The organism is Desulforegula conservatrix Mb1Pa (genome assembly GCF_000426225.1).
GTDB lineage: Bacteria > Desulfobacterota > Desulfobacteria > Desulfobacterales > Desulforegulaceae > Desulforegula > Desulforegula conservatrix.
Map to the genome: position 1 here is coordinate 1 of NZ_AUEY01000063.1, position 23,783 is coordinate 23,783.

At 39.2% G+C, this 23,783-nt stretch carries 11 protein-coding genes and 1 pseudogene; 9 read left to right on the forward strand and 3 right to left on the reverse strand.

The window, feature by feature from the left end:
* Positions 1 to 426 precede the first annotated feature (426 nt).
* The 3 genes from K245_RS0116725 to K245_RS28600 all read right to left on the reverse strand — a co-directional run bounded on the left by K245_RS0116725 (position 427) and on the right by K245_RS28600 (position 2,881).
* Entirely contained in the window at positions 427 to 1,863 is a 1,437-nt protein-coding gene (locus K245_RS0116725) for a hypothetical protein (RefSeq protein WP_027360156.1), read from the reverse strand.
* Position 1,864: 1 nt separating this feature from the next.
* Positions 1,865 to 2,665 (reverse strand): ParA family protein, encoded by an 801-nt coding sequence (locus K245_RS25010; RefSeq protein ID WP_051284268.1) that lies wholly within the window; start codon positions 2,663 to 2,665, stop codon positions 1,865 to 1,867.
* A 120-nt stretch (positions 2,666 to 2,785) separates the two neighbouring features.
* Positions 2,786 to 2,881 carry a helix-turn-helix domain-containing protein gene (locus tag K245_RS28600; RefSeq protein ID WP_084156381.1) on the reverse strand — a complete coding sequence of 32 codons (96 nt, stop codon included), beginning with the start codon at positions 2,879 to 2,881 and terminating at the stop codon, positions 2,786 to 2,788.
* Positions 2,882 to 3,097: 216 nt separating this feature from the next.
* Between K245_RS28600 and K245_RS0116735 the strand changes: the two genes are divergently transcribed.
* The 9 genes and pseudogenes from K245_RS0116735 to K245_RS0116775 all read left to right on the forward strand — a co-directional run.
* The gene (locus K245_RS0116735; RefSeq protein ID WP_027360157.1) at positions 3,098 to 4,543 is read left to right on the forward strand and encodes a TolC family protein; all 1,446 of its coding nucleotides are present in this window, start codon (positions 3,098 to 3,100) and stop codon (positions 4,541 to 4,543) included.
* A gap of 87 nt (positions 4,544 to 4,630) precedes the next feature.
* The gene (locus K245_RS0116740; protein ID WP_027360158.1) at positions 4,631 to 4,909 is read left to right on the forward strand and encodes a hypothetical protein; all 279 of its coding nucleotides are present in this window, start codon (positions 4,631 to 4,633) and stop codon (positions 4,907 to 4,909) included.
* A gap of 17 nt (positions 4,910 to 4,926) precedes the next feature.
* Positions 4,927 to 11,076, forward strand: a complete 6,150-nt coding sequence (locus K245_RS0116745) for an FG-GAP-like repeat-containing protein (RefSeq protein WP_027360159.1) — start codon at positions 4,927 to 4,929, stop codon at positions 11,074 to 11,076.
* A 3-nt stretch (positions 11,077 to 11,079) separates the two neighbouring features.
* Positions 11,080 to 11,613 carry an imm11 family protein gene (locus K245_RS0116750; RefSeq protein ID WP_027360160.1) on the forward strand — a complete coding sequence of 178 codons (534 nt, stop codon included), beginning with the start codon at positions 11,080 to 11,082 and terminating at the stop codon, positions 11,611 to 11,613.
* 163 nt (positions 11,614 to 11,776) lie between these two features.
* Positions 11,777 to 18,628 carry a DUF4347 domain-containing protein gene (locus K245_RS0116755; RefSeq protein WP_027360161.1) on the forward strand — a complete coding sequence of 2,284 codons (6,852 nt, stop codon included), beginning with the start codon at positions 11,777 to 11,779 and terminating at the stop codon, positions 18,626 to 18,628.
* Positions 18,629 to 18,641: 13 nt separating this feature from the next.
* Entirely contained in the window at positions 18,642 to 19,415 is a 774-nt protein-coding gene (locus K245_RS25015; protein ID WP_051284270.1) for an efflux RND transporter periplasmic adaptor subunit, read from the forward strand.
* 72 nt (positions 19,416 to 19,487) lie between these two features.
* Positions 19,488 to 20,849, forward strand: a complete 1,362-nt coding sequence (locus K245_RS0116765; RefSeq protein ID WP_027360162.1) for an efflux RND transporter periplasmic adaptor subunit — start codon at positions 19,488 to 19,490, stop codon at positions 20,847 to 20,849.
* A 605-nt stretch (positions 20,850 to 21,454) separates the two neighbouring features.
* Positions 21,455 to 22,927: an HlyD family efflux transporter periplasmic adaptor subunit gene (locus K245_RS0116770; protein WP_198013913.1), complete on the forward strand. Its 1,473-nt coding sequence runs from the start codon at positions 21,455 to 21,457 to the stop codon at positions 22,925 to 22,927.
* A gap of 629 nt (positions 22,928 to 23,556) precedes the next feature.
* Positions 23,557 to 23,783 (forward strand): annotated as a pseudogene (locus K245_RS0116775) (hypothetical protein); the annotation flags it as partial.

Sequence of the window (23,783 nt, forward strand, 5' to 3'; positions counted from 1 at the left end):
TCATCAAAAAAAAGATTTACGATCCTAACGGCTTCAGGTCTTGTTATTCTTGCCTCTGTTTTTAATTTTTCGATCAATTCGAGTTTGTTCATATTATCTACTTTTTTAATTCCAAGGGTTAAAGATAGCAAGACCGGGTATTCTCATATCGTCTATGTTTCTTGTCATTACAGACATTTTATTAAAAATGCCAGTCGCAGCTATAAAAGAATCTATTACAGGAATTTTATTGCCGGTTTTTAAAGATAGAGCCTGGAAGCACCCAATTCTTTAGCTATTTTTTCATCAATAGGCAAAATATGGTCTTCAAAACGAAATTTAAGGCATTGTCAAGCCATGATTGTAAATTTGTTTTCTTTTGAGGCTTTTAGGAAGTTTGGAAACACCTTTTTGTCTTTCCCCTATTGTTATAACACTCACATAAAGTTACTCGGTTACTCGGTTAATAGGTAATTCACCCAACAATCTTAACCATACAGTTTTCACCGTATTATGATTCTTGCTTTTCATGCGCCCACGTTCGAAATCATTTATGGCGGCATTATATAAATCATCATAGCGTGGGTCTGTTGGATTTTCTGAAAATCTGGCGAAGAAATTCTCAAATTCAAGATCTCTTTCTAACTGGGCGGCCTTCAGGTTTCTTTCTCTCAGTTTTGTTAATTCATCCTGGCGAGACTTGATGATTTCATCTTTGATTCTGATTGCTCGTTCTTCATGGCTTTCATAACCTGATGGTCTGAGCCACAGTCCGTTTTTCTTCACGCCTCCAAGGAAATAAAACCAATGGTTAGTATCAGGTTGTTTGGCATCTGGTTTTGATGCCTCAAAAGCATAATATTTCATGCTTTGAATTAATACCTCTGGTTCGACAACTACGGATGATATTGCCCTGGTAACCTGTTCCACTGAAATATTATTTGAATTCCAAAATTCTAATTCAGGATGTAGTAGCTGTTCTCTGATCCAATCGGTTACCGAGTCATTCGCTGTAGTAGTTGTATTTTTAAAATAACTACTACTACTACTACTTATAAGAGTGTCTTGTCGGTTATTCGGTGACTCGGTAGGTCGGTTATCCGGTCGGTTAAAATAAGATTCGGTTATCCGGTTATGTACTCGGTTATCCGGTATCTCGGCTACTCGGCTATAAAACATGGGATCTGGAGAGTTAGATCTCAATTTTAGCTGGTCATCATTCCGTATGTGTGTTTCCCCAAACAAGGGAAGGCATTTGTCCGTGTTTACTATGCATGTTGTCATTTTTTGAGGGCTACAATTGACGCTGAATCTGTCCAGTATATAACCCTTTTTAAGAAGGCTTTTAATTCTGCTTCTTACATTATCAACAGAAACAGGAGGCACTATGAGGTCGCCTATCCCATCGTTTCTTTCTGCATCGACTTTGAAAGGCCTGTGGAAATAGATAGCGTGTAATAACTGGTATTGATGGTTATTCAGATCAGAAGGTTTTCGTCTCCAATCAATTTCAGGAAGAACGATTCGGTTATTTGGTATATCGGTTATTTGGTTATTTGCTCGGTCATTCGGTATTTCAGCCGTTCGGTATTCTGCTCGGTTATTTGGTATTTCTGCTGCTCGGTCGGTTATCCGGTCATTTGCTCGGTTAACCGAATCCATATCTGCTCGGTTATTCGGTATGGTGCTCGGTATATTTATTACTCGGTCGGTTAATTGGTAAATCGGTAATTCTGTAGGTTGATCGGTTACTCGGTCAGAAGTATCAGGAATAGGGGACGGCTCATTTTTATCAAAATATTCTGCATCATCATCCATTACTGATAATAGGGATTGTTTTAACAAATCGGCATGACTTATTCGGGTGAGTTTTCCTTTTGCCATTTTACTGACCTATTTTCGCTAAGAATTCATCTGCAAGTTTCGAGTAGTCAACCGCGCCTGGCGTTCTCCCATCATGGGAAATGACAGATTTATTTTGCATGAAAGCGGTATTAATAGATGCGTTTCTTTTTATTACAGTTTCGAAAACTTCGCCTTCTTTGAAATGAGTATTTATAGTCTCGATCATGACTGAGGTGGCATTGGATCTGTAGTCAGCCATAGTAATCAAGACTCCGAGCATCTTGATTTTTTCATTGATGGATTCTCTTACAGATTTTACCGCTGTTTCGAGCTGCTTGATTCCGCGCAGTCCAAAAACATCTTCAGCACCTACAGGTACGATGTACTTATCGGAAATAACGAGGGCATTAGTGACAAGAGCTCCTCCGATATCAGGCTGGCAATCAATTATAATGAAATCGTATTTCGAAAGAGTTGCCTTGTCTATTTTCTTTCTGAGGCCCACAACACCTTCAGTTGTACCTGTAATTTGTGTTTTAACGGCGAACAGATCCATGTGGGATGAGACCATATCGACATTTTTGTATTTGGTGGGTACAATGCAGTCTGATATATTTGATTCACTTGTAAATAAATCAACTATAGTTTTTGGCTGCTCGAAGGGAGATAGCTTCCCTAAAATCATGGAAGCATTGCACTGAGGGTCCATATCGATTACAAGGACTTTAAACTCTTTGAGTCCCACGGCATGGCTTAAATTAACGGTTGTGGTCGTTTTGCCGACGCCGCCTTTTTGGTTGAGGATAGAAACAATTTGGGCTTTTTTATTATCAGATGTCATTAAAATAGTCCCTTGAATAAGGTTATAATGCAAACATGTATTTTGTTTATTTGCATTATAAAGAAAACTTGTCAACGGATAGTATTAATGATCAATATATTGAGGTTTTAAGATGTGGTTTTATTTATTCAGATATTTATAAAGAGTTTCTCTGCTAATATTGAAGTTTTTAGCAATTAAGGCTTTGGTCTCTCCTTTTACTGATTGCTCCTTAATTGAGAATGTTCAAAGGAATTGAATTCAACAAGCAGTGATAAGTTATGTTAACTACACATCACAAAATAAGGATAAATATAACTTTTCTTTTCCATAAAGCCGGATTATTTTGTCCGCTTCATCCTAATTTGAAAAGGAATATTGATAGTGCGGCTTTTTTTATTGTGTTTAATCGTTTTTTTATCCGGATGTGCTGTATCTCCCGAACCTATAAAAATGAACGAAATTGAAACAAGAGCGAAAGAGAATAAAGCACATCTATTTGAAAAACAGGAACCCCTTATTAACCCCCTCTCATTAGAAGAGGCTATAGCAAGAGCTCTTAAGTATAATCTCGATTACAGAGCAGGACTTTTTGAGACAGCCCTTGCAAAAAGTGATTTAACGATAAGTCACTTCGATATGCTTCCTGAAATAGTATCTTCAGCAGGTTACAGTCACAGAAATAATGAAAGTGGAGGTTCAAGCATTTATCTGTCAGGTCCTTTTGCAGGAACAAAATCTCTAACTTCTACAGGCTCTGAGGAGAAAGACAAGCGTACATCAAGCATAGGCCTCACATGGAATGTGCTTGATTTTGGTCTGAGTTATGTCAGAGCCAAGCAATATGCTGACAGTGTTCTTGTAATAGAGGAGCGCAGAAGAAAAGCCTCACAGAATCTTGTTCAGGATGTCAGATTCGCCTACTTTAAAGCTGCCGGAGCCGAGATGCTTTCGGGAAAATTGAAAAGCCTGCTTGAAAAATGTGAGGTTGCCTTATCAAAATACAGCAAAGCATCTGAAGATCGGAATGTATCTTTGGATGAAAGCCTTGTTTATCAGCAAACCCTACTTGAAAACATACGACTATTGAAAGAGTTAATGCAAAAGCTTTCAACATCTGAAATTGAACTTGCCACACTCATAAATCAGCCGCCCGGAACAAATATTAATTTTCCTGATATTGACTGGGACAATACTGATGATTTGACTTTGGATATTCCTGTTAAAGATATTGAAGAACTTGCGTTTGTTTACAGACCCGAGTTGAGAGAAGATGAATATCGTCTGAGAATAAGTGCACAGGAAGCAAAAAAAGCGATGCTTGGCATGCTTCCGGGTATTAATATCTACGGCGGTTATTATTATGACAGCAACGATTTCCTTTATAACAATACATGGCTAAATGCTGGTACACAGGCATCTCTGAATTTATTCAATATATTTTCAGGTTTTAATAAATTAGATGCCGCAGAAATTAAAGAATCCATGACCAGAATGATGATAAAAGCAAAATCGATGGCCGTTATATCTCAGGTTAATTTGTCAGTTCAAAAATATTTAATCGCAAAGGATGAATTTAATATCTGCAAACGACTAAATTCTGTTTCTGAAAGACTTGCTGCGCGAAAAGAAGCTGAATATAAAGCAGGACGAATAGGGGAACTTGCGGCGTTATTGCCCATGATGACATCTATGGTAAACAGCGTCAGGCATATTCTTGCATTTGCAGACTTACAGAATTCAGTAGGCAGAGTAATAAATTCCACAGGTATAGATTTGTATAATGATAAGATTGAAGAAAAGTCCCTTTATGATATAGCCGGATCAACCTACGATAATTATAAAGGATGGACCATGATTAAAAAGTATTCAATTAATTCGTACAGGATAAAACCTTAATATTTGACACAAATTATATTCTCGGATAATTAACTATATTTAATTTTTTTTACTTAACTTAGCTATTAATAGGATATTGGTGGTGTTATGAAGGTCAGAACTGAGTACATGTTGATTGTATTTATTTTTACATTTTATAGTCTTGCTTTTGCCAATGATCCCATACCTTCCATAAAAAATGAGGCCCTAAAAATAGCTCCAGACCACCAAAAACTATCAACTCCAACTGTTAAAGAAGCAAATTTATCTTCAAAGATTTCCGCAAAATCAGGGCAGAGAAAAAAAATAACTATCAGTTATAAATACGACAAGTTGGGCAGAATTTATTATATGAGAAAAATAGTTGAAGATGCCGATAAAGATTGATTATTAAGGATATAATAATGAACAAAAATAGATTTTTATTAATACTTTTCCTATTAGTAATAGATTTTAGAATAGCAGTTGCATTTGCTTCAGGGAATATAGACGATAGCTCAAAAAGTGATTCTGAATATTTATCCAATAATATAGATAATACTGAAGCTGTTGGCATAGATTTATCTGATAAAAATAATGATCAGGAATCAAATAATAGTGTCAATAAAGATTCTAATTCGGAAAAGGATGATGGCAGGTCAGGAGAACCACCTGTTACTGGACAAGCAGCCGGCTTCCCTCTAATAACAAGCAAGATAGATTTTGGCTCTTTCAATATTTCAGCGAATTCTTCAAGTGGCAGTTTCAATTCAGGAATACAAATTGCTATCCCCTCGGGCCGCCAAGGCTTAACACCAGACTTAACATTACATTATCAGAATAGTAAAAAAAATGGCTGGCTGGGTATCGGCTGGGATTTATCTTTTGGAGTTATTCAACGATCCACAAAAGATGGTCTTGATTATGAAAGTAATAAGTTTGAAATCAAGAATATGGGCGGAGATGATGATCTCGTTGATAAAGCTGCAATTTGGGGCGAAGGCTATTTTGGCAAGAAAATAGAATCAGAATTCAGTAAATTCTATTATTCGACTCAACATTCTTCATCGGCAAATGGAGGATGGATTGTATATGCAAGAGATGGTAAAAAAATGTACTTTGGAAGTACACCTTCTTCTCGTTATGAAAATAGTAAAGGGGTCTTTGCTTGGTATTTAGACAAGATAGAAGATGCTAATGGCAATAACATAATTTTTTCTTATAATAAAGACAACGGAACGCTATATCCTTCTGAAATAAAATACACAGGACATGCAAATGGTAGCACACCAGGCTATAAAATAGATTTTGTTCTTGAAGATAGACCAGATGCTTTTTTAAGTTGTATTGATCAAGCAACAATAGCTTCTACTGCAAAGCGGCTATCATCAATACAGATTTATACTCTTGCGGAAGGTCATGAAAAACAAATACGAAATTTTATACTTAACTATTCTGAGGATGATTCTTTTTCTGCTCCACCTACGGATGAAGAAAATTGGACAAGAAATAGTAATAGATCACAATTGATCTCTGTTACACAGGAAGATCCTCAAAGCAATAAAAGACTTCCTTCAGTTAAAATAGGGTGGGGGGTGTATAATCCAATAGATCCTGTTTTAAATGCCTTGGAAGGTCAAGCTTATCCTTTATGCATGGCGGACATGGGGTACAAACAGGAGTTTGATTGTGAGTCTCCACAGCACACTGAGGAATGCTGGGATCGAATTTATTGGGCAGATATAAATGGTGATGGAAAACAAGAGCTTGTTTATTATAATCAAGTTAATAACAATGGTTTGCTATCTATTTACGGCATTGACAAAAGTGGAGGTCGACAAGAGCTTGTAAAAGATTATTTTTTAGCGCCTTTTGAAAAAGCGCCCGATTTTAAATATAAACTCGAATCTCAAGAACCAATAATGAAAGAGGGTCGATCTGTATTGAGTTTTATGGATCTAAATGGAGATTCACGAGCTGACGTAGTTTATAAACCAACAGCTGGTCAAAACATATATTACAGATTATCCGAAAGCAAGGATGGTGAAATCGCTTTCGGAGACGAGCACTTGCTTTCATTTGATTCTCAATCTGTTCCACCAAAGGGCTTACCTGCTATCTACGATGTTCTTCCTACTGATATAAATGGTGACGGAAGATCCGATCTTATAATCTGTGCTAAGAATAAAACACGATATCTGGCAATTTCAAGACCAGACGAAACCTTCCAGTACCAAGGGCAAATGGAAATAGGTGTTTTCCAAAATGGATTTTATGCTCTTGTTGATTTTAATGGTGATGGAATCGCAGATATTTTTAAAATACACCGGGATAAATACATTGTTTATTTAGGCAAGGGTGACGGCACTTTTTTTGACGAAGAAATTCCTACTTATGTACCAAACTCAACAAATTTTGCACAGACAGGTGGCAGGCAAAAGGTATTGTTGAATGATATAAACAAAGATGGCTTAATTGATTTAGTGTTCTATTACTATAAAAATCCAAAAAATATGCTTTATTGCTATTATGGCAATGGAGATGGAACATTTGGAAGAACACCTTCTAACCAAAGAGTTCATATACCTGATAGCTATGTAAGAGTCCTTCCAGATGGTGCGGAAATGCACAACAAAGCTTTGACGCATCTGGCTGATATAGACAAGGATGGAAATACTGACGTTATATTTCAAGGGGCTCGATACATTTGGGGAAAACCATCGGACGGTGAACTTGTCAAATCAATATCCAACGGCAAAGGCTCCGAAGTTTCAATAGAATACAAACCTAGCTCTGATTTTGATGAGGAAATTCCTTTACCATTCGTTACTCCTGTTGTTTCCAAAATTTTATTAAAATCCAGAAAAAATATGGAAAACAACGAATCTGAATTCAATTATTCCTACAGCAATGGTTATTTTGATAAAAAGGAAAGAGAATTCAGAGGGTTTAAATATATGACAGTTGATAGGCCGGATGGCTCAACCGTCATAACCACATATCACCAGGATGCTTTTAGAAAAGGAAGAGCTTCAAAGGTAGAGGGCTTTCGGCATTCAGAGCCTATGGCAAAGGCGGGTGGTGAATCGAGTGGTGATCTTCTCTTTAGATTTAACTATAACTGGGCGCCTCTTCCAGATATTTATGGAAGCGAAGATCCTCCAGAGCCTGGAGACGAAGATGAACCTCCTATAATAAATCGTTTATGGGCGCATGTATATCTTATTTCTGAAACGTCTGAGCTTATCTATGGGGATTGTGGAAGTGAATGTGCTGTTAATAAAAGAATTAATTATACCTACAACCATGAAAATGGTTTTGTTAAATCAGAAGCAATAATTGGGCGTTTAGGCGATCCTTGGGCTGCTGATGAGTCTATTGTCAACACTTATGATTACACACAGATTAGTAATCATGAGTGGATGTGGCGTATAAGTAAAAAAACATTAGATACATCTGACGCAAATAATGATGATGTAGGGATGCTTGCAAAAGCTTCTGCTCGTCTTCCTGATTCTTTAAGTAGCTTTATTCAAAAATCTGTTAAATCATTAAGGGCTTATGCATTTCCAACAACGATTGTAAGACAAACGGAATTTACCGATTTCGACGTCTCAGGAAATCCAAAGACAGAAAAACGCTACCTTGAAGGCAAGCCGTCTCTTATAATAACCTATGATTATGACGACTATGGAAATACTACGAAAGTTATAGATGCTAAGGGCTATGCAACAGAAACAGTTTATGACAGCCAGACGAATACTTATCCTGCCAAAATAGTATACCCAGCCACCACGGAGTCTGTTTCATCCAGAATAACAGAACATATAGTGGAATATCCTAAGTATGATTACAATGCCGGGAAACCCATCGAGGAAAAAGGCAGAAACTATAGCAGAAACAGTAAGGACACTACTACTTACGAGTATGACGGTTTTGGCAGACTCATAAAAACCAATAAACCTGAAGGTGGTTGGATACAAAATACCTATTTTGATTTTGATGATGGAAGACCCAATTATACTGTCACAAACACATGGGGCGGATCAAAGAGCGGCGATATTATTGAAAGCATAACTTACATTGATGGCCTTGGTAGAAAAATTCAGGAAACTACAAGAGGCGCTCAATCTGTTTTTCTTGCCACACGTACTTATTACGACAATATGGGGCGTGTCTCCAGGGTTGTAGGACCTTTTGAAACGAATTCCTATTTGTTTGTCGAGTCTCCAGATGAAGGAAACTCAAAAGTCGCAGAAACAGAATATGATGAGCATAATAACCCAACTCTTGTCAGAAGTTATGATACCAATCATGGCGCTCTGACAACTCAATATGAATATGCTGGTTCGTCAACCACCATAAAAGATCCTGATGGTTCAACAAAAGAAATCATAAAGGATTGTATTGGCAGAATTTCGCAAGTGTATGATGGAATATGGGTTTCCTATACATATAATGCCGCCAATGATCTTGTAATTGTGACAAAAGAAAATTCTAATCTCGAGTTCCCAGAAATTGTTACAAAAATGCATTACGATACCCTTGGTCGAATGTTCAAAAAAGAAGATCCTGACCTTGGGGTATGGAACTATTACTACGATAATAATGGAAATCTCACCAATTATACAGACGGAAACGGCAATTCCATAATCCAGCTATTTGATGAGCAAAACCGAATAGTACAGAGAAAATATAAATCAAAAACACCTCCTGTTTTGTGGAAATATGACCAGCCTGAATGTTCAAATTCCATAGGGAAACTGACTTATGTTGAAAAGGGAGATATAAAAGATTCTTTTTCATATGACATCGAAGGCCGTCAAATCAGAAAAACCAGAAATATACTGAATTCGATCAATTATATTACTGAAACAAAATATGACGTAGCAGGAAGAATAGAGGAGATCAACTATCCAGGAACAGGAGGCTATAAGGCCAGCTATAACTATCATCCTGGAACATCTCTTGTTTCTTCTGTCACCACTCAGGATGCAAGCGCATCTATTGGCGCATATACCCCAAGCGGCCAGATAAAACAGATCGTTTATGGTGACGGAGTAACAACAAATTACTCATATGATTCAAAATCATCAAGGCTGGGAACCATAAAGACGACTCTTCCTGGTTCAGGAGACGCTGTTCAAGATCTTGCATACACATATACAAAAGCCGGAGACGTTAAGACAATAACGGATAATGCATCCGGAAGCCTCAGGACTTATGAATATGGCGAGCGCCATCAGCTGAAATCGGAAATTACCGATTGTTATACATCTGAGCCTAATACCGATGTTTATTATGATTATGATTATGCAGATTATGATTATCACCCTGACCCCATAAAACCGCATGCGGTAAAATATCTTAATGTCTATACAGATGATGATTATGACCGAGTAGAATACCGGTATGACTCCAACGGTAACATGACGGATCATGCATCCGTAAACGCATCCGGTGATGTTACCCAAAGAAAGATCTCGTTTAACTCGGACAATATGCCTGTCAATATTTCATCGGGCGGTTCGGCTGCGGTTGAAATAGTGTATGACGGAGACAATAAACGTGCGGTCAAGACCTCTGGTTACGGAACTTCATATTACGCAGGAGATATTTTTGAAGAGCGCACTGGCAAGCAGGTCAGGTATATATTCGCCGGAAACCAGAGGATAGCAAGCTCATCTCCTGGCGAGGCTCCTGTATATTTCCACAAGGATCATCTTGGCAGCACGACTGTTCTGACAAGAAACGGGACGCTTTATTCACCTGCCGGAGGTTATTATCCTTACGGCCTTGAACGCTCGCCTGTTGGAGACGCCGAGGTTCACTACACCTTCACGGATCAGGAAAGAGACACTGAAACCGGCCTGATGAACTATGACGCAAGGCTCTATGATCCTGCTCTGGCTCAATTTCTTTCTCCTGATACCGTTACTCCGGACTGGTACGATCCCATCAGTCTGAACAGGTATGCTTACTGCAGGAATAATCCTCTGAAGTACACAGATCCGGATGGGCATATTTGGCAGTTTGCAGTTCTGGCTTTGATATCTTATGTCGGTTCTGATTTAACAAATCCTAGTAACGTAAATGCTCCTGAGGCTTCCAATACGGTTTTAGTTGATAGTAAAACTAACGCTAATGTAGCTGGTGAATATGCAACGATTACAGGAGGCCTGCTTTTTGGATCTTTGGCTGTCCAAGCGATTAAAGATGTCGACAATGCCGGTAAAAAACTTGAAGAGACAGTGCCTGAGCTTGCAGATGATGCGTCAGAGATACCAAATCAATTACATCATTTTGCTACCAATAAAAATAAGACATACACTCCACGTATGAAGAAGATCGCGGATCAATACGGACTTGACTTAGGTGATTCATGGAATAAGGAGATCATGCCACATCAAGGACGGCATCCTAACGTTTATCATGATTTTGTGGAGCGTGGAATGGAGCGAGCAGCCCGTGAAGCTGGAAAAGACACAGGCGAGTTTTTAAACCTTTTTGAAAAATATATCAAAGAACCAGTTCGACAAAATCCTAGCTTGTTAAGAAAATTTGGATGGGAATAGATTATGAAATACTTTCAAATGACATATTCTGAAGACAATGATTATGAGCCATATGGTGTAGCCTATGCCGCTCCTGATGTAGACCCATTTTTACTTCCTATAAGCGGAACAAAAATCGAATCATGGTCACCACTATCGCTTGAATTACGGGATGGTGAATTTGCAGATTATTTAACAAATGATTTAGGGGTAAGATTATGTTCTGAGAATTTGCAAAAGATTATAGAAAATAATCGTTCGGAAAATGATCAATTGCAGTGGCTGGAGGCTATTGTTTCAGACGTAAATGGGCACTGTAAAAAATATTTCGTGCTCCATTTCCCCGAAAATTATTCTGTCATTAATAAAGAAAAGTCCATAATGGCAGGGGATATGATCGTGAAACCTGTACTTAATATAAGTATTGTAAAAAGCCACAACATATTCACACTTCCAGGAGAAGCAGGAAGAACCATTTTTGTATCAGAATGTTTAAAAAAAATCATTGATAAAATTAAGTTGTCAGGTTTGGCATTCACGAAAGTATCAGCAGTATAAAATATGAAACGCCGGGTAGTTAAGCCGAGAAACTCGGGGGCGGATGTTTTAAGAATATAATGCATGCCTAAAATGAAAATGAGGTCTGATCACTCCAACAGACTGCAACAAGACAAATATTCAGAATCAAAATAAGGGCAGATATACAAGGAGAAACTGATCCATGGGACTTTTCAGAAAAAGCAGCAGAAACAAAAATAATCACCAAAAATCAATTTCTGCCGGAAGACGGACAGGAAGCATGATCATGGCACTTGAGCCAAGAATCCTGTATGACGCTGCGGCTCCGGCTGTATTAATCGATGCTTTTTCTGCCATGTCAGGCGCTGAATCATTTCATGGATCACCGCAGCCATTGTTTCACATTGAATCTGATGCCGCAAATTTAGATTCTTCTTCGCGTGCCGCGACAGCTTTTTCACAAAAAACGGAAATCGTTTTTGTTGATTCGTCTGTTCCTGATTTGAATACCCTTGTCAGCGGAATATCAGCCAATGCCGAGGTTGTGGTTCTTGATCCCGGAAAGGACGGCATTGCCCAGATTTCCAGCGTATTGTCTCAAAGGCACAATCTTGACTCTGTCCACCTGATTTCCCATGGCTCAGAAGGATCTGCCATGCTCGGCTCATCAAGCCTTAACAGCAATGCCCTTGAAGCAAGGAGTTCCGAAGTTGGTTCCTGGGGCAGTTCGTTAAAGCAGGGAGGAGATATTCTCGTATACGGCTGCGGCACAGGCCACGGAGAGGCGGGCAGGGGATTTGTCGAAAAGCTTTCCGTAGTTACTGGCCGGGACGTGGCTGCATCAGATGATGCCACAGGCCACGAATCAAAAGGCGGCGATTGGGATCTTGAAGTAAGAACAGGAACAATCGAAGCTTCTGTCGTTGTGGGTTCTCACGCAAGAAATTCATATACCAATATTTTTCAGGCAATAGTTGTAGACACCAGAACTGATGTAGTGAATGCCAACGACGGTGTTACAAGTCTTAGGGAAGCCCTTGCTACCGCGTCTAACTCGGATGAGAATGTTACCATCAACTTCAGTTCAGACGCGTTTACGTACAGCAGTCATACCATCGTTTTAAGCGGGTCAGCGCTCAATGTATCCGGAAAGGCCGGAGTTGTCATAACGATTGACGGAAGTTTGGCCGGCGATGTTGAAATCGATGGAAATAACAACTCAGGCGTTTTTAATATAAATTCAGGAACACATGCCGTATTAAAACAACTTAGTGTGATAAACGGTTCAGCTCAAAATGGCGGAGGGGTTGCCAATCAAGGGACTCTTGAAATATTGGACGGTTCTTTTGAGAATTGCCATTCTGAGACTGGCGCGGGTCGCGGCGGAGCTGTCTTTAACTCTGGTACAGTCTCAATTGACCGCTCGTTTTTTGCTTCTAACAGCTCGCTAAATGAGGGCGGAGCAATTTATAACAGCGGAGAAGCCTCAATTGCCAGATCGGGAATCAATGATTCTTCTTCCGGATCAGGAGCCGGCATTTTCAATACCCAGGGCGCAACTCTTTCAGTCTCAAAAACGAACATAGAATCCAATACAGCCACTCTTAATGGCGGCGGCATATTCAATGATGGAACACTGACATTAACTGACAGCGATATTTATGAGAACAGCTCTAATAATAATGGAGCCGGCATTTATAACACTGAATATGCGTATGCAGATATCGCATCTTCAGAAATATATTCAAATTCCGCTGGGAACAATGGCGGCGGAATTTTCAACTCAGGTGTAGTTTCTACCAAGTATACGATTATAAAATTCAATGACGCACTGAAAAGCGGCGGCGGAATATGCAATGAGAGCTATCCTGTAAATCTGACTCTCTCCCTCGACAGGTCTACTGTTTATATGAACCGTTCATGGTCTGGAGCCGGAATATCCAATTTTTCAGGCAGGGCTGATATTTTAAATTCAACCATATCAGGCAACAAAGCCGGTTGGATAGGCAACGGAACACCTCCACAGAATGATCCTCTCGGCGGCAAGGGAGGAGGTATACTGAATGTAGATGGAGTGCTCGATATCAGTCATTCCACGATTGGTTTCAATACTGCCGAATCCGGCGGTCAGACAGTTCATTCTGTTGTGGAGTCAGACTATGCTAGAACAGGCTTCGGACATACTATTGTTTCAGGATCCGTGTCTGGGCCAATATCAAGCAATGGCTACAACCTTTTTACCCAGTCGATCGTTGAAGGTAGTATCGGCAATGATCTTAAAGGTGCAGACGCCGGTCTGATGGATATAACCGCATCTGAAAACACCTCTTTTTATCATAAACTTGACAGGACAAGTCAGGCAATAGATGCTGGCGACCCTACCTTTGTTGCTGGTGTAAGCGGAGTTCCACTTCTCGATCAGGCAGGAAACAACAGAGTAACCGGAGGCAGGATTGATATCGGGGCGTATGAATCATCATATCCGCCAGTCACTATACTTGCCAAAACAGATTCTTTTTCGATATCTGAAAAATCAGGCATAGAAATTTCTACTTCCCAGCTTCTTTCAAACGATATTGGTGCCAACGTGTCGATTGTCTCTGTAGCCTCAACAAGCACTTCAGGAGGCAAAGTGCTGTACAACGCCCAGACAGGAAGCGTTTCTTACGACCCCTCAGGCGTTGTCGGACTTCTTGCAGCTGGAAGCGGTGAAACAATCAAGGATTCTTTTGAATATACAATTAAAAATGCCAACGGTGAAACATCAACCGGCAAAGTTTCCATCAATATAAATGGGATTGATAATATTATTTCGGTGTCAACAACATCAGATACCGTTGCCAATGACGGGAAAATAAGTCTGCGGGAAGCCCTGAATTTCGCAGGAACCCAGTCAGGCAAAGATTATACAATCACTTTTGACAGCGCTGTTTTTAATGGCAGCGCAAATACGATAGTTTTGGGCGGTCAGAGAATAAATATATCCAATATGAGCGGTACCAAGCTTACAATTGATGGTGATCTGAATAATGATGGACATGCTGATGTTGTTATAAATGCAGATAGCCGCTCGAGCGCTTTTGTGATCAGCTCAGGCTCTAATGTTCAGATTGACGGTCTTGTTATCAAAGATGGATATTCCAGCAGCAACGGTGGCGGACTGTATAATTCAGGAACTCTTGAGATAAAGAATTCTGAACTGCTTTCAAACTCTTCAGGGAATTATGGAGGAGCAATATATAACGAAAGCCATGGAACGCTTGACATAAAAAACAGTGTGATCGACAGTAATTCTGCAAAAAATGGAGGGGCTATCGCAAATGATGGCCGCATGCAGGCTTCAGCACTGACATTATCTGAAAATACCGCAAAGTTTGGTGGCGGTATTTATACGGGTTCTGATTCAGTAAATGAAATAAGAGGCGTTACGCTGAATTCAAATGAAGCCACAGCTTCCGGAGGAGGCATATACTCCAAAGGCGATGCAATCATTGCCTCTTCGACATTCAATCTGAACAAGGCGGGCAATAATGATAGCTATACCGGATCAGGCGGAGGACTCTATGCATCCGGTGATTCTACTGAAATTAATGGCTGTACATTTACCGGCAACGTTGCAGGCGATAGCGGCGGCGCAATCGATAGCAAATCATTGAGTCTTGTTGTTTCAGGTACAAACATATCTGACGGATCTGCGTTTGCAGGCGGAGGCATCAGTGTCAGTGGTGGAAATGCGGTTATTAAAGAAAGCCAGATAATCGGAAACATTGCGACGACAGGCGCTGGAATAATGAACTCAGAAGGCAGTGTTACGCTTGATAGTACATCTGTGTCAGGAAATACGGCCTCATATAATCATGAAGCTGCCGAATATCTCTCAGAAATATACAATGGATCAGGTGGCGGAATTTTTAATCTTGACGGCAACTTCACGATGGATAAAAGCACCATTTCAGATAACAGGGCTTTTTTGGGTGCCGGGGCAATGAATTATACCGCGTATATGCCGGAGGACGGAACAAATTATGAGATGAAAATAATTTCATCGACCATCTCTGGCAATGCCACTGTCAGCATTCCAGATACAGCGCCTCAACCTGAGCCATCCGCAATTTTTCTGAAAGGCGGCGGAATCCTGAATGTTTCAGGTACGGTTGATCTCAAACACTCCACTGTAGCATTTAATGATGGAAATAACGGCAATTCAATTACAAATTATGCGGGCCCTGAATATGATGCTGGTCAAATAAAGACAGGTCATACAATATTATCTGGCAATGTTGTTGGTGTCCTGAACAGCTCTGGTTATAATCTTTTTACCCAAGCAGAAGTTGCAGGCTCTGTTTCAACAGATCTTATGAATGCCAATCCTGTACTGCAGCCCCTCTCATTTAATGGCGGTCTGACAAAAACTCATCTTCTCGGTTCCGGAAGTCAGGCAATAAATGCGGGTAATGCATCATATGTTTCTGGCCAGAATGGAGTTCCATTGACAGCTCAAAGATCTGAAAACAGGGTCATTGATGGCAGAATCGATATCGGTTCTGTTGAAATGAAACCTGATGTTGCTGCAACAGGAAATATTGATTTTGTGGGCGCAAAGGAAAATACTGCTCTGGAGATATCAACCTCCAAGTTGCTTTCAAATGATTATGGCAATGGCCTTATGATTACAAATCTTGATTCGCAAAGTGCTCTTGGATTTAGCTTAAATCTTTCTCAAGACGGCAAAATCCATTACAATCAGGCTTCTGCACCTTTGCCACAAAATATTATAAGAGGAGAGATCTTCACCGATACCTTCAGTTATTCAATCATGGATCATAATGGTGCAACTTCCACAGCTGTAGTAACTGTTGTTTATAACGGTAGCGGAAACATGTTTGTAGTTAATACAAACCAGGATTCAGTAGCGTCTGATGGAAAAATCAGTCTTCGCGAAGCTTTGAATTTTACAAACCAATCCCAGGTCAATGAAAATTATACCATAACCTTTGACAGCTCTGTTTTTTCAGGCTCAAGCAATAAAATAACCCTTAACGGCAATGAGCTTTTGATTTCAGGCCCTCTTGGAACGACCCTAACCATAGCTGCCGATATAAATAATGATAATGCCCCTGATGTGATAATAGACGCACAAAATGCATCTCGAGCATTAGAAATTGTCTCATTTTCAGGAGCTGATATACAAGGCCTTGTAATTCAAAATGGGTCCGCCAGTGACGGTGGAGGAATATGCAACAGAGGTTTCTTGTCGATAAGCAATTCAGAAATAAGAAACTGCAATGCTGTCTCTGCAGGAGCTGCTATTGTTAACTATGGCAACATTCAGTTAGACAACGTCTCAATCCACAATAACTCAACCGAATATGGCGGCGGTATTTTTAATACAGGCACAAGTTTTTCTATTAAGAATTCTTACATATTCGATAATATTGCTCAAAAATCTGGTGCAGGGTTATTCAATTGCACCAAGGCATTGGTAAACTCATCTGAAATATATGATAATATTGCCAGTGAATTTGGTGGAGGAATATGCAATACCGGAACATCAATACTATCGATCACCAATTCAGATATTCATGGTAATAGGGCCTCAATAGGCGGAGCTGGTTTATCGAGTGATGGGAAAACCGTTATAGAATCTTCAGAAATATATCAAAATTCCGGCTCAACCTTCGGTGGAGGAATATTAATAATAAAAGATATATCAATAAAAGATTCCGTTATCAATGATAACAGTTCGAGCAATGGAGCAGGTATTTTATGCTCGACTGAACAAGCATACTTTAACTCAATAAAAGTTCAAGGCAACACCGCCTCAACCACCGGTGGAGGCATTTACAACCAGGGAACCCTTCTTATTGATCAATCTGAAATTCTTGAAAACTCGGCAAATGAATGGGGCGGGGGTGTATGCAATGGGGCAAATGATACGTTGACGATAAAAGACAGCTCCATTGAACAGAATTCATCATCAATTGGTGGAGGAGGTGTGTCTAGTGACGGTTCCCTCACTTTAGATAATGTGTTTATATCTGGTAATTCAGCGACCCTTTATGGTGGGGGAGTGTTTACAAATAAACCTGCCATGATAAGAGACTCTCTTATCTCGCAAAATACTTCTGAAACAGGTGGAGGAATAGTTGTTGCTGGTGATACGATTATTGATTCGTCTTTAATTGAAAAAAACCGTGCTACTCAGGGAGGCGCCGGTGTTTTTAATGCGATAGGCACAACAATAGTAAAAGACACGATGGTTTCTAATAATATTAGCCTGGGTTCCGGAGGAGGAGTTGCCAATGCCTTGAACGGCAAAATAACAATTGATCGTAGCTGTATTAATGGCAATCTCGCATACACAGGCGCAGGCCTAACCAATGCAGGCACGGAGTTAAGGATAATTTCTTCAACAGTATCCGGAAATGAGGCAAAATGGGCTGGAGAAGGATCTCCTACACCGAGCGATTTAGGTTTAAAAGCAGGTGGTATTTTAAACATGAGCGGCTCTGTTATTATGTCGCATTCGACTATAGCAATGAATACAGCATCTCAGGGTGACGCTGTCTACTCAGTTGTGAATGCTGACGGAACATCAGCACATACAGAACTTGGACATACCATAGTATCTGGAGAAAATTTTGGACCAGTTACAAGCCTTGGATATAACTTGTTTACACAAGCATCTGTTACAGGAAGCGTAGCTACAGATTTGGTTGCCGCGAATCCTGATCTCAGACCACTTTCATATGGCGCAGGACTGACTATGTCTCATTCCCTTGGCCCTGTAAGCCAGGCGATAAATACAGGTAATCCTTCAGCAGTGTCTGGTCAGGGCGGTATACCGCTAACTGATCAGACTGGCCTTGAGAGAGTACAGGGTGGATTCATTGATATTGGATCCGTTGAATCTGCTCCTGTTAGCAGAGTGGCAGATAAAAGTGCCCCTTTATTTGTTGGTGGGTTTAGTTCACAACTTAGAAGCGTTTCCGGCTCCTTTGAGAGTGGCCGTAAGTCCATACTTGATACTGTGGGAAGCCTCTTTCATAATTAGAATTAAGTCATAAATGAAGAAACTTGTTATTATATTTTTTTGCGGCCTTGTTTTTTGCCATTCGGTTGTATTTTGTGCTGAAAGGACGGATCAGGATAATTCTCCGTCCGTTTTTTCAGGAGCAGAATCAAGTGCAGTAAGGGCACTTGTGCTACCTCGTAGTAAAACTATACTTTCTGGAGAACTGGCCGCAACCATACAAAAAATATCCGTTGATATGGGACAGCCTTTCAGTGAAGGCCAGGAGCTTCTCTGTCTTGACTGTTCAGTATATAATGCACTGCTTGCCAAGGCAAAAATAGCTTATGAAGAAGCGGGTAAGACCGTCTCCATAAATCAGAAACTTTCGAAAATGAGTACTTTAAGTGAAATTGAAATTGTCTCAGCCGAGTCTAAATTGGGAATGACCAAAGCAGATCTTGAATACAGTACAATCCAGGTGAAAAAATGTTCTTTAAAAGCGCCATTTAATGGGAAAGTCGTTAAAAGACTTGTGGATCCTTATGAATATGTAACACCAGGCAAGCCTTTGATTGAAATAATTGATGATACCAAAGTTGAGTTACAGACTTTTATACCGTCAAAATGGATTAAATGGATTAAAACGGGTACTACTTTTTCTGTAAGTATTGATGAAACAGGTAATAAATATAATGCTAAAGTAAAATCAATAGGTGCCAGAATAGATTCTGTGAGCCAAACTATAGAAATCAAGGCAGATATAGAAAATCCTTCTAAGGATCTTATTCCAGGCATGACCGGAGTCTGCAATTTTAATACTAAATAGTTTTTGAGCGCGACAGCATAAAACTGTAAATGTTGAAAAAGGCCGGAACTTTTTCACGAGAAAATAGATTTGATGGATTTAAAAATTGCTCGACAACAACTGGATTATTTAAGTTCAATTATAGAACTTGAGAAGATCTTCCGAGCTGCTGAAACGCCAGAACATGCATCCTTTTTGATGCTTAATGAATCTACAAAACTCATTAAATATAAACAGGCATTTTTTTGGAGGATTAAAAAAGCTAATGACGTTATAATTGAAAATGTTTCGGGAACTGATTCATTCGATATAAGAAGTCCATATATTGATTTTATTATCAGATTCGCAAAAAATGTTGTTAGTTCAAATCAGGATGACAACATAAAATGCTTTTGTATCTCCGATTTGGTTAGTCCTGATGACAAAGATGCCTGGCTTGAATGGGGAATAGGAGAACTTCTTTACTGCCCGTTGACTGGGCCAGACAAAAAAGCTGGTGGCGGTATTTTTTTTATTCGCTCTGAGCCATGGCTTGACGCAGAAAGAGAAATTGCATCAATAATTACAAGTTCATTCTACTACGCATGGCTCGCTCATTTTTCATGTCATAAATCATTTTTTATAGGATTTTTTGAATCAGTTAGTGAAAAAAAATCCCGAAAATATTTAATAGCAGTTTTTTTCTTGCTTATGATTTTTCCAATTCGCCTTTCTTCCGTAGGTTCACTAGAAATAAAATCCAAAAATCCGTATATAATTACAGCTCCAGTAGAAGCTGTTGTAAAAGAATTTTTTGTCGTTCCAAATCAAGAAGTAGAGAAGGGCGGCTTGCTTTTTAAGTTTGATGACATCAAAATTAGAAATGAATATGAGGTTGTCTCTAAAGCTCTCAATGTGGCCAAAGCAGAGCTTAAAAGCTCTACACAGAAGGGCTTTATTGACGAACCAAGCAGAGCCATGGCACAGATACTTGAATCAAGAGTTGATTTGAAGCAGGCTGAGTTAAACTATCTGTCAGAAAAACTTTCTATGATTAAGATTAAGGCTCCGATTGATGGAGTTGTTATTTTCTCAGATCAATATGATTGGCTTGGTAAGCCTGTTTCAATCGGTGAAAAAATAATGGAGGTTGCGGCCCCTTCTAATGTAGAAGCAGAAATAATGCTGCCTGTTCAGGATGCTATAAATGTTGATAATGGTTCTGAAATAAAAGTTTTTCTTAATATCGAACCACAAAAGCCTCTAAAGGCCTCATTAAAGCATGCTGGCTATGAAGCAGAAACAACTCCTTCAGGGATTGTAGCCTTCAGGCTTAAGGGGGATTTTGAGGCTGGTCAGAAAATCCCTCGGATTGGACTCAGAGGAAGCGCAAAAATCTACGGAAAACGAGTTCCATTTTTCTATTATATTTTACGGAAGCCTCTCTCATACATTCGTCAGCTGACAGGTTTATGATAATACCTCTGCGTGAAGATCTTAAACTCTTACCGGGATCCTTAGGGCCAGGCGGATCGCCGACATGGAAACTTTATGACCCAGTGAGAAATCGTTTCTGGATGATTGGATGGCCAGAATTTGAGATTCTTTCAAGATGGGGGCAAGGGAACGCTGAGGATATTGCACTGGCTGTATCAACGGAGACTCTCATAAAAACGGATGCGGACGAGGTTCTCGACATACAACAGCTTCTTTCCGTAAACGGCTTGCTTAAAAAATCCCATCACTTAAGATCTGAGAACAAATTAAATATACTTAAATGGCTACTTCATAATTATTTGTATATTAAAATTCATTTGTTCAATCCAGACAGATTTCTTTCGAAAAGTCTTCGCTTTGCCAAATGTCTGACCCATCCTTTTTCAATATTATTATTTACGCTGCTTGGACTTTTCGGTATTTTTTCTGTTCTTACCAGATGGGTTGAATATAAACACACTTTTATATATCTCTTCTCAATCAAGGGATTGTTTTATTATGGCCTCGCAACAATAACAGCCAAGCTGCTTCATGAATTTGGGCATGCGTATACCGCAAAAAACTATGGTCTTAATGTGCCTTCAATGGGCATTGTTTTTTTAGTTATGTGGCCGGTTTTTTATACTGACAATACGGATGCTTGGAAACTCAAAGACAACAGATCAAGACTAATGATATCGGTATCTGGTGTATTTGCGGAGATGTATCTTGCTGTTTTAGCAACTGCAGGATGGGCCTTATGCCAGGATGGCCCTGTGCGCAGCGCTTTTTTTCTGATTTCTTCAACAATATGGGTAAGATCATTCTTTTTAAATCTTTCACCTTTTATGCGTTTTGATGGTTATTATATAGTTTCTGATCTACTTGATATGCCAAATTTCCAAACGAGATCTTTTGCGATAGGAAAATGGTTCCTCAGGAAGGTGTTACTTGGAATAAATACTCCATGCCCTGAATCTATGAGTTTGAGAAAGATGGTTTTTGTTATTCTTTATGCAATAACAACATGGATATACAGATTAGTAGTTTTTATAGGCATCGCATTTCTCGTTTATAGATTTTCTTTTAAGGCTCTAGGAATCTTTCTTTTTTTTGTTGAAATCACCTGGTTTATTGTAAAACCGTTCTACTCTGAAATCAAAGTATGGTTCCAGATAAGGAAACAAATAAAGCGTAATCGTTTATTATTGTTTTTTGCAGTTCTTGGGGTTGTAGTGTTTGTATTTTTTGTTCCATGGGACAAAAATATAAAAATACCGGCGGTCATGCGCTCGGCTACAATATCAAAAATATATCCGCATGTTTCAGCACAGATTAAAGAAGTCAAAATTGCTGTTGGTCAAGAAATAAAAAAAGGCGACACGCTTTTTATCCTTGAAGATAATTTGTTAGGCTATGAAATGAAAATAGCAACATATGAGCTTGAAATTCTTAATAAGAAATATACTCAGATATCAAACAGTGAAAATTATTTTGATAAATATCAAGTGACTCAAAAGGAGCTTATCGCGGCTATTGAGAGAGTCGAAGGTTTCAGGGAACAAATTCAACGACTGACGATTAAGGCTAATGATAATGGAACAGTAAAAGAGATTGCCAGAGGAATCAGGCCTGGATTATGGGTGTCCCGCAAAAATCTTCTGGCTGTGCTGCTGAACGAAAACAAAAATAAGGTTAAGGCATATATTAACGAAGAATATATCAGCTTAATAAAAAATGGGATGCGGGCAAAGTTTTATGAAGAAAGCGGCTTAAATAGTCATGTTGAATGTTTTGTAAGTGAGGTGCGGGGAATAGGCACCGCAAAATTTGATGAACTATGCCTTGCATCCGTTCATGGCGGAGACATTCCTGTCTTGAGAAGTACCGATGGCATGCTTAAAACCAACGAAAGCTTTTACCAAATATGGCTTGATCCTGCTATTACAGATAATAATTCGGCCCACATCTCAAGATTAATGAAGGGTGATGTAATTATTAAGGTCAATTCTGCTCCTTTGGCTTTTAGACTATTTGAAAATATTTTTTCTTGGTTTGTTAAGGAATCTAATTTTTAGATGGGTGCTTTCACTTCATAAAAAAGATAGGCGATAGTTTACGGTAATTTTTTTCCAGAATCTGTTAACCTGAAATTTACGAATAATTAGTCCAGACTGTTTTACGACTTTCATCTTTAAGTCTTCCTAAATGGTCTGCTTCAGCATCAGCTTCTCCAACTCACTTGCGCCACTTCGTCATCAACGATGGATCTATCGGAGGCATGGGTTCAAACCATTTCAAGCTGCTGAAATATCGATAATGAGGATTTTCTACTTACGCCGACACATAAATCAGACCTTTTTCCTTCAAAAATGGAAAATTATACTGGTAGTACCTCGTATTTTATGCATTTAGACAATCTCTATCTGTGCTCGTTAATGTTCCTTATAGATCACAGACCCATTCAAGCCCCGTCATTTAAACCTTATATATAGGAGCCTCCCCTTCCCCGCTGGATTCAGAAAAAGTGGCCCAAACTGTGATCGATAAGTCATTTTATTATAATTCCGCTCCTTTTTTAAACTATTTCAAGAACAGAATTCATTTCTATTAATGAATAGAAGCCATGATCGTATGCATATAATAATATTATATCCGATCATGGTTTGCATTGACTCATGTATTATGATCGGATAAGATAAATTTTATGAAAAACGATCGTATAAAAATATTATTAAACAGAATAGATGAAGCCAAAAGGCTGATAGACACATTCAGGCCTCTTTCTCCATCAATAGTAAGTCGCCTGCAAAAGCAGCTGATGGTAGAATGGACGTATAACTCCAATGCCATCGAAGGTAATACCCTGACGCTCAAGGAAACCCTTATTGTTCTTGAAACCGGTATGACCATTGGCAGTAAAAGCCTTAAAGA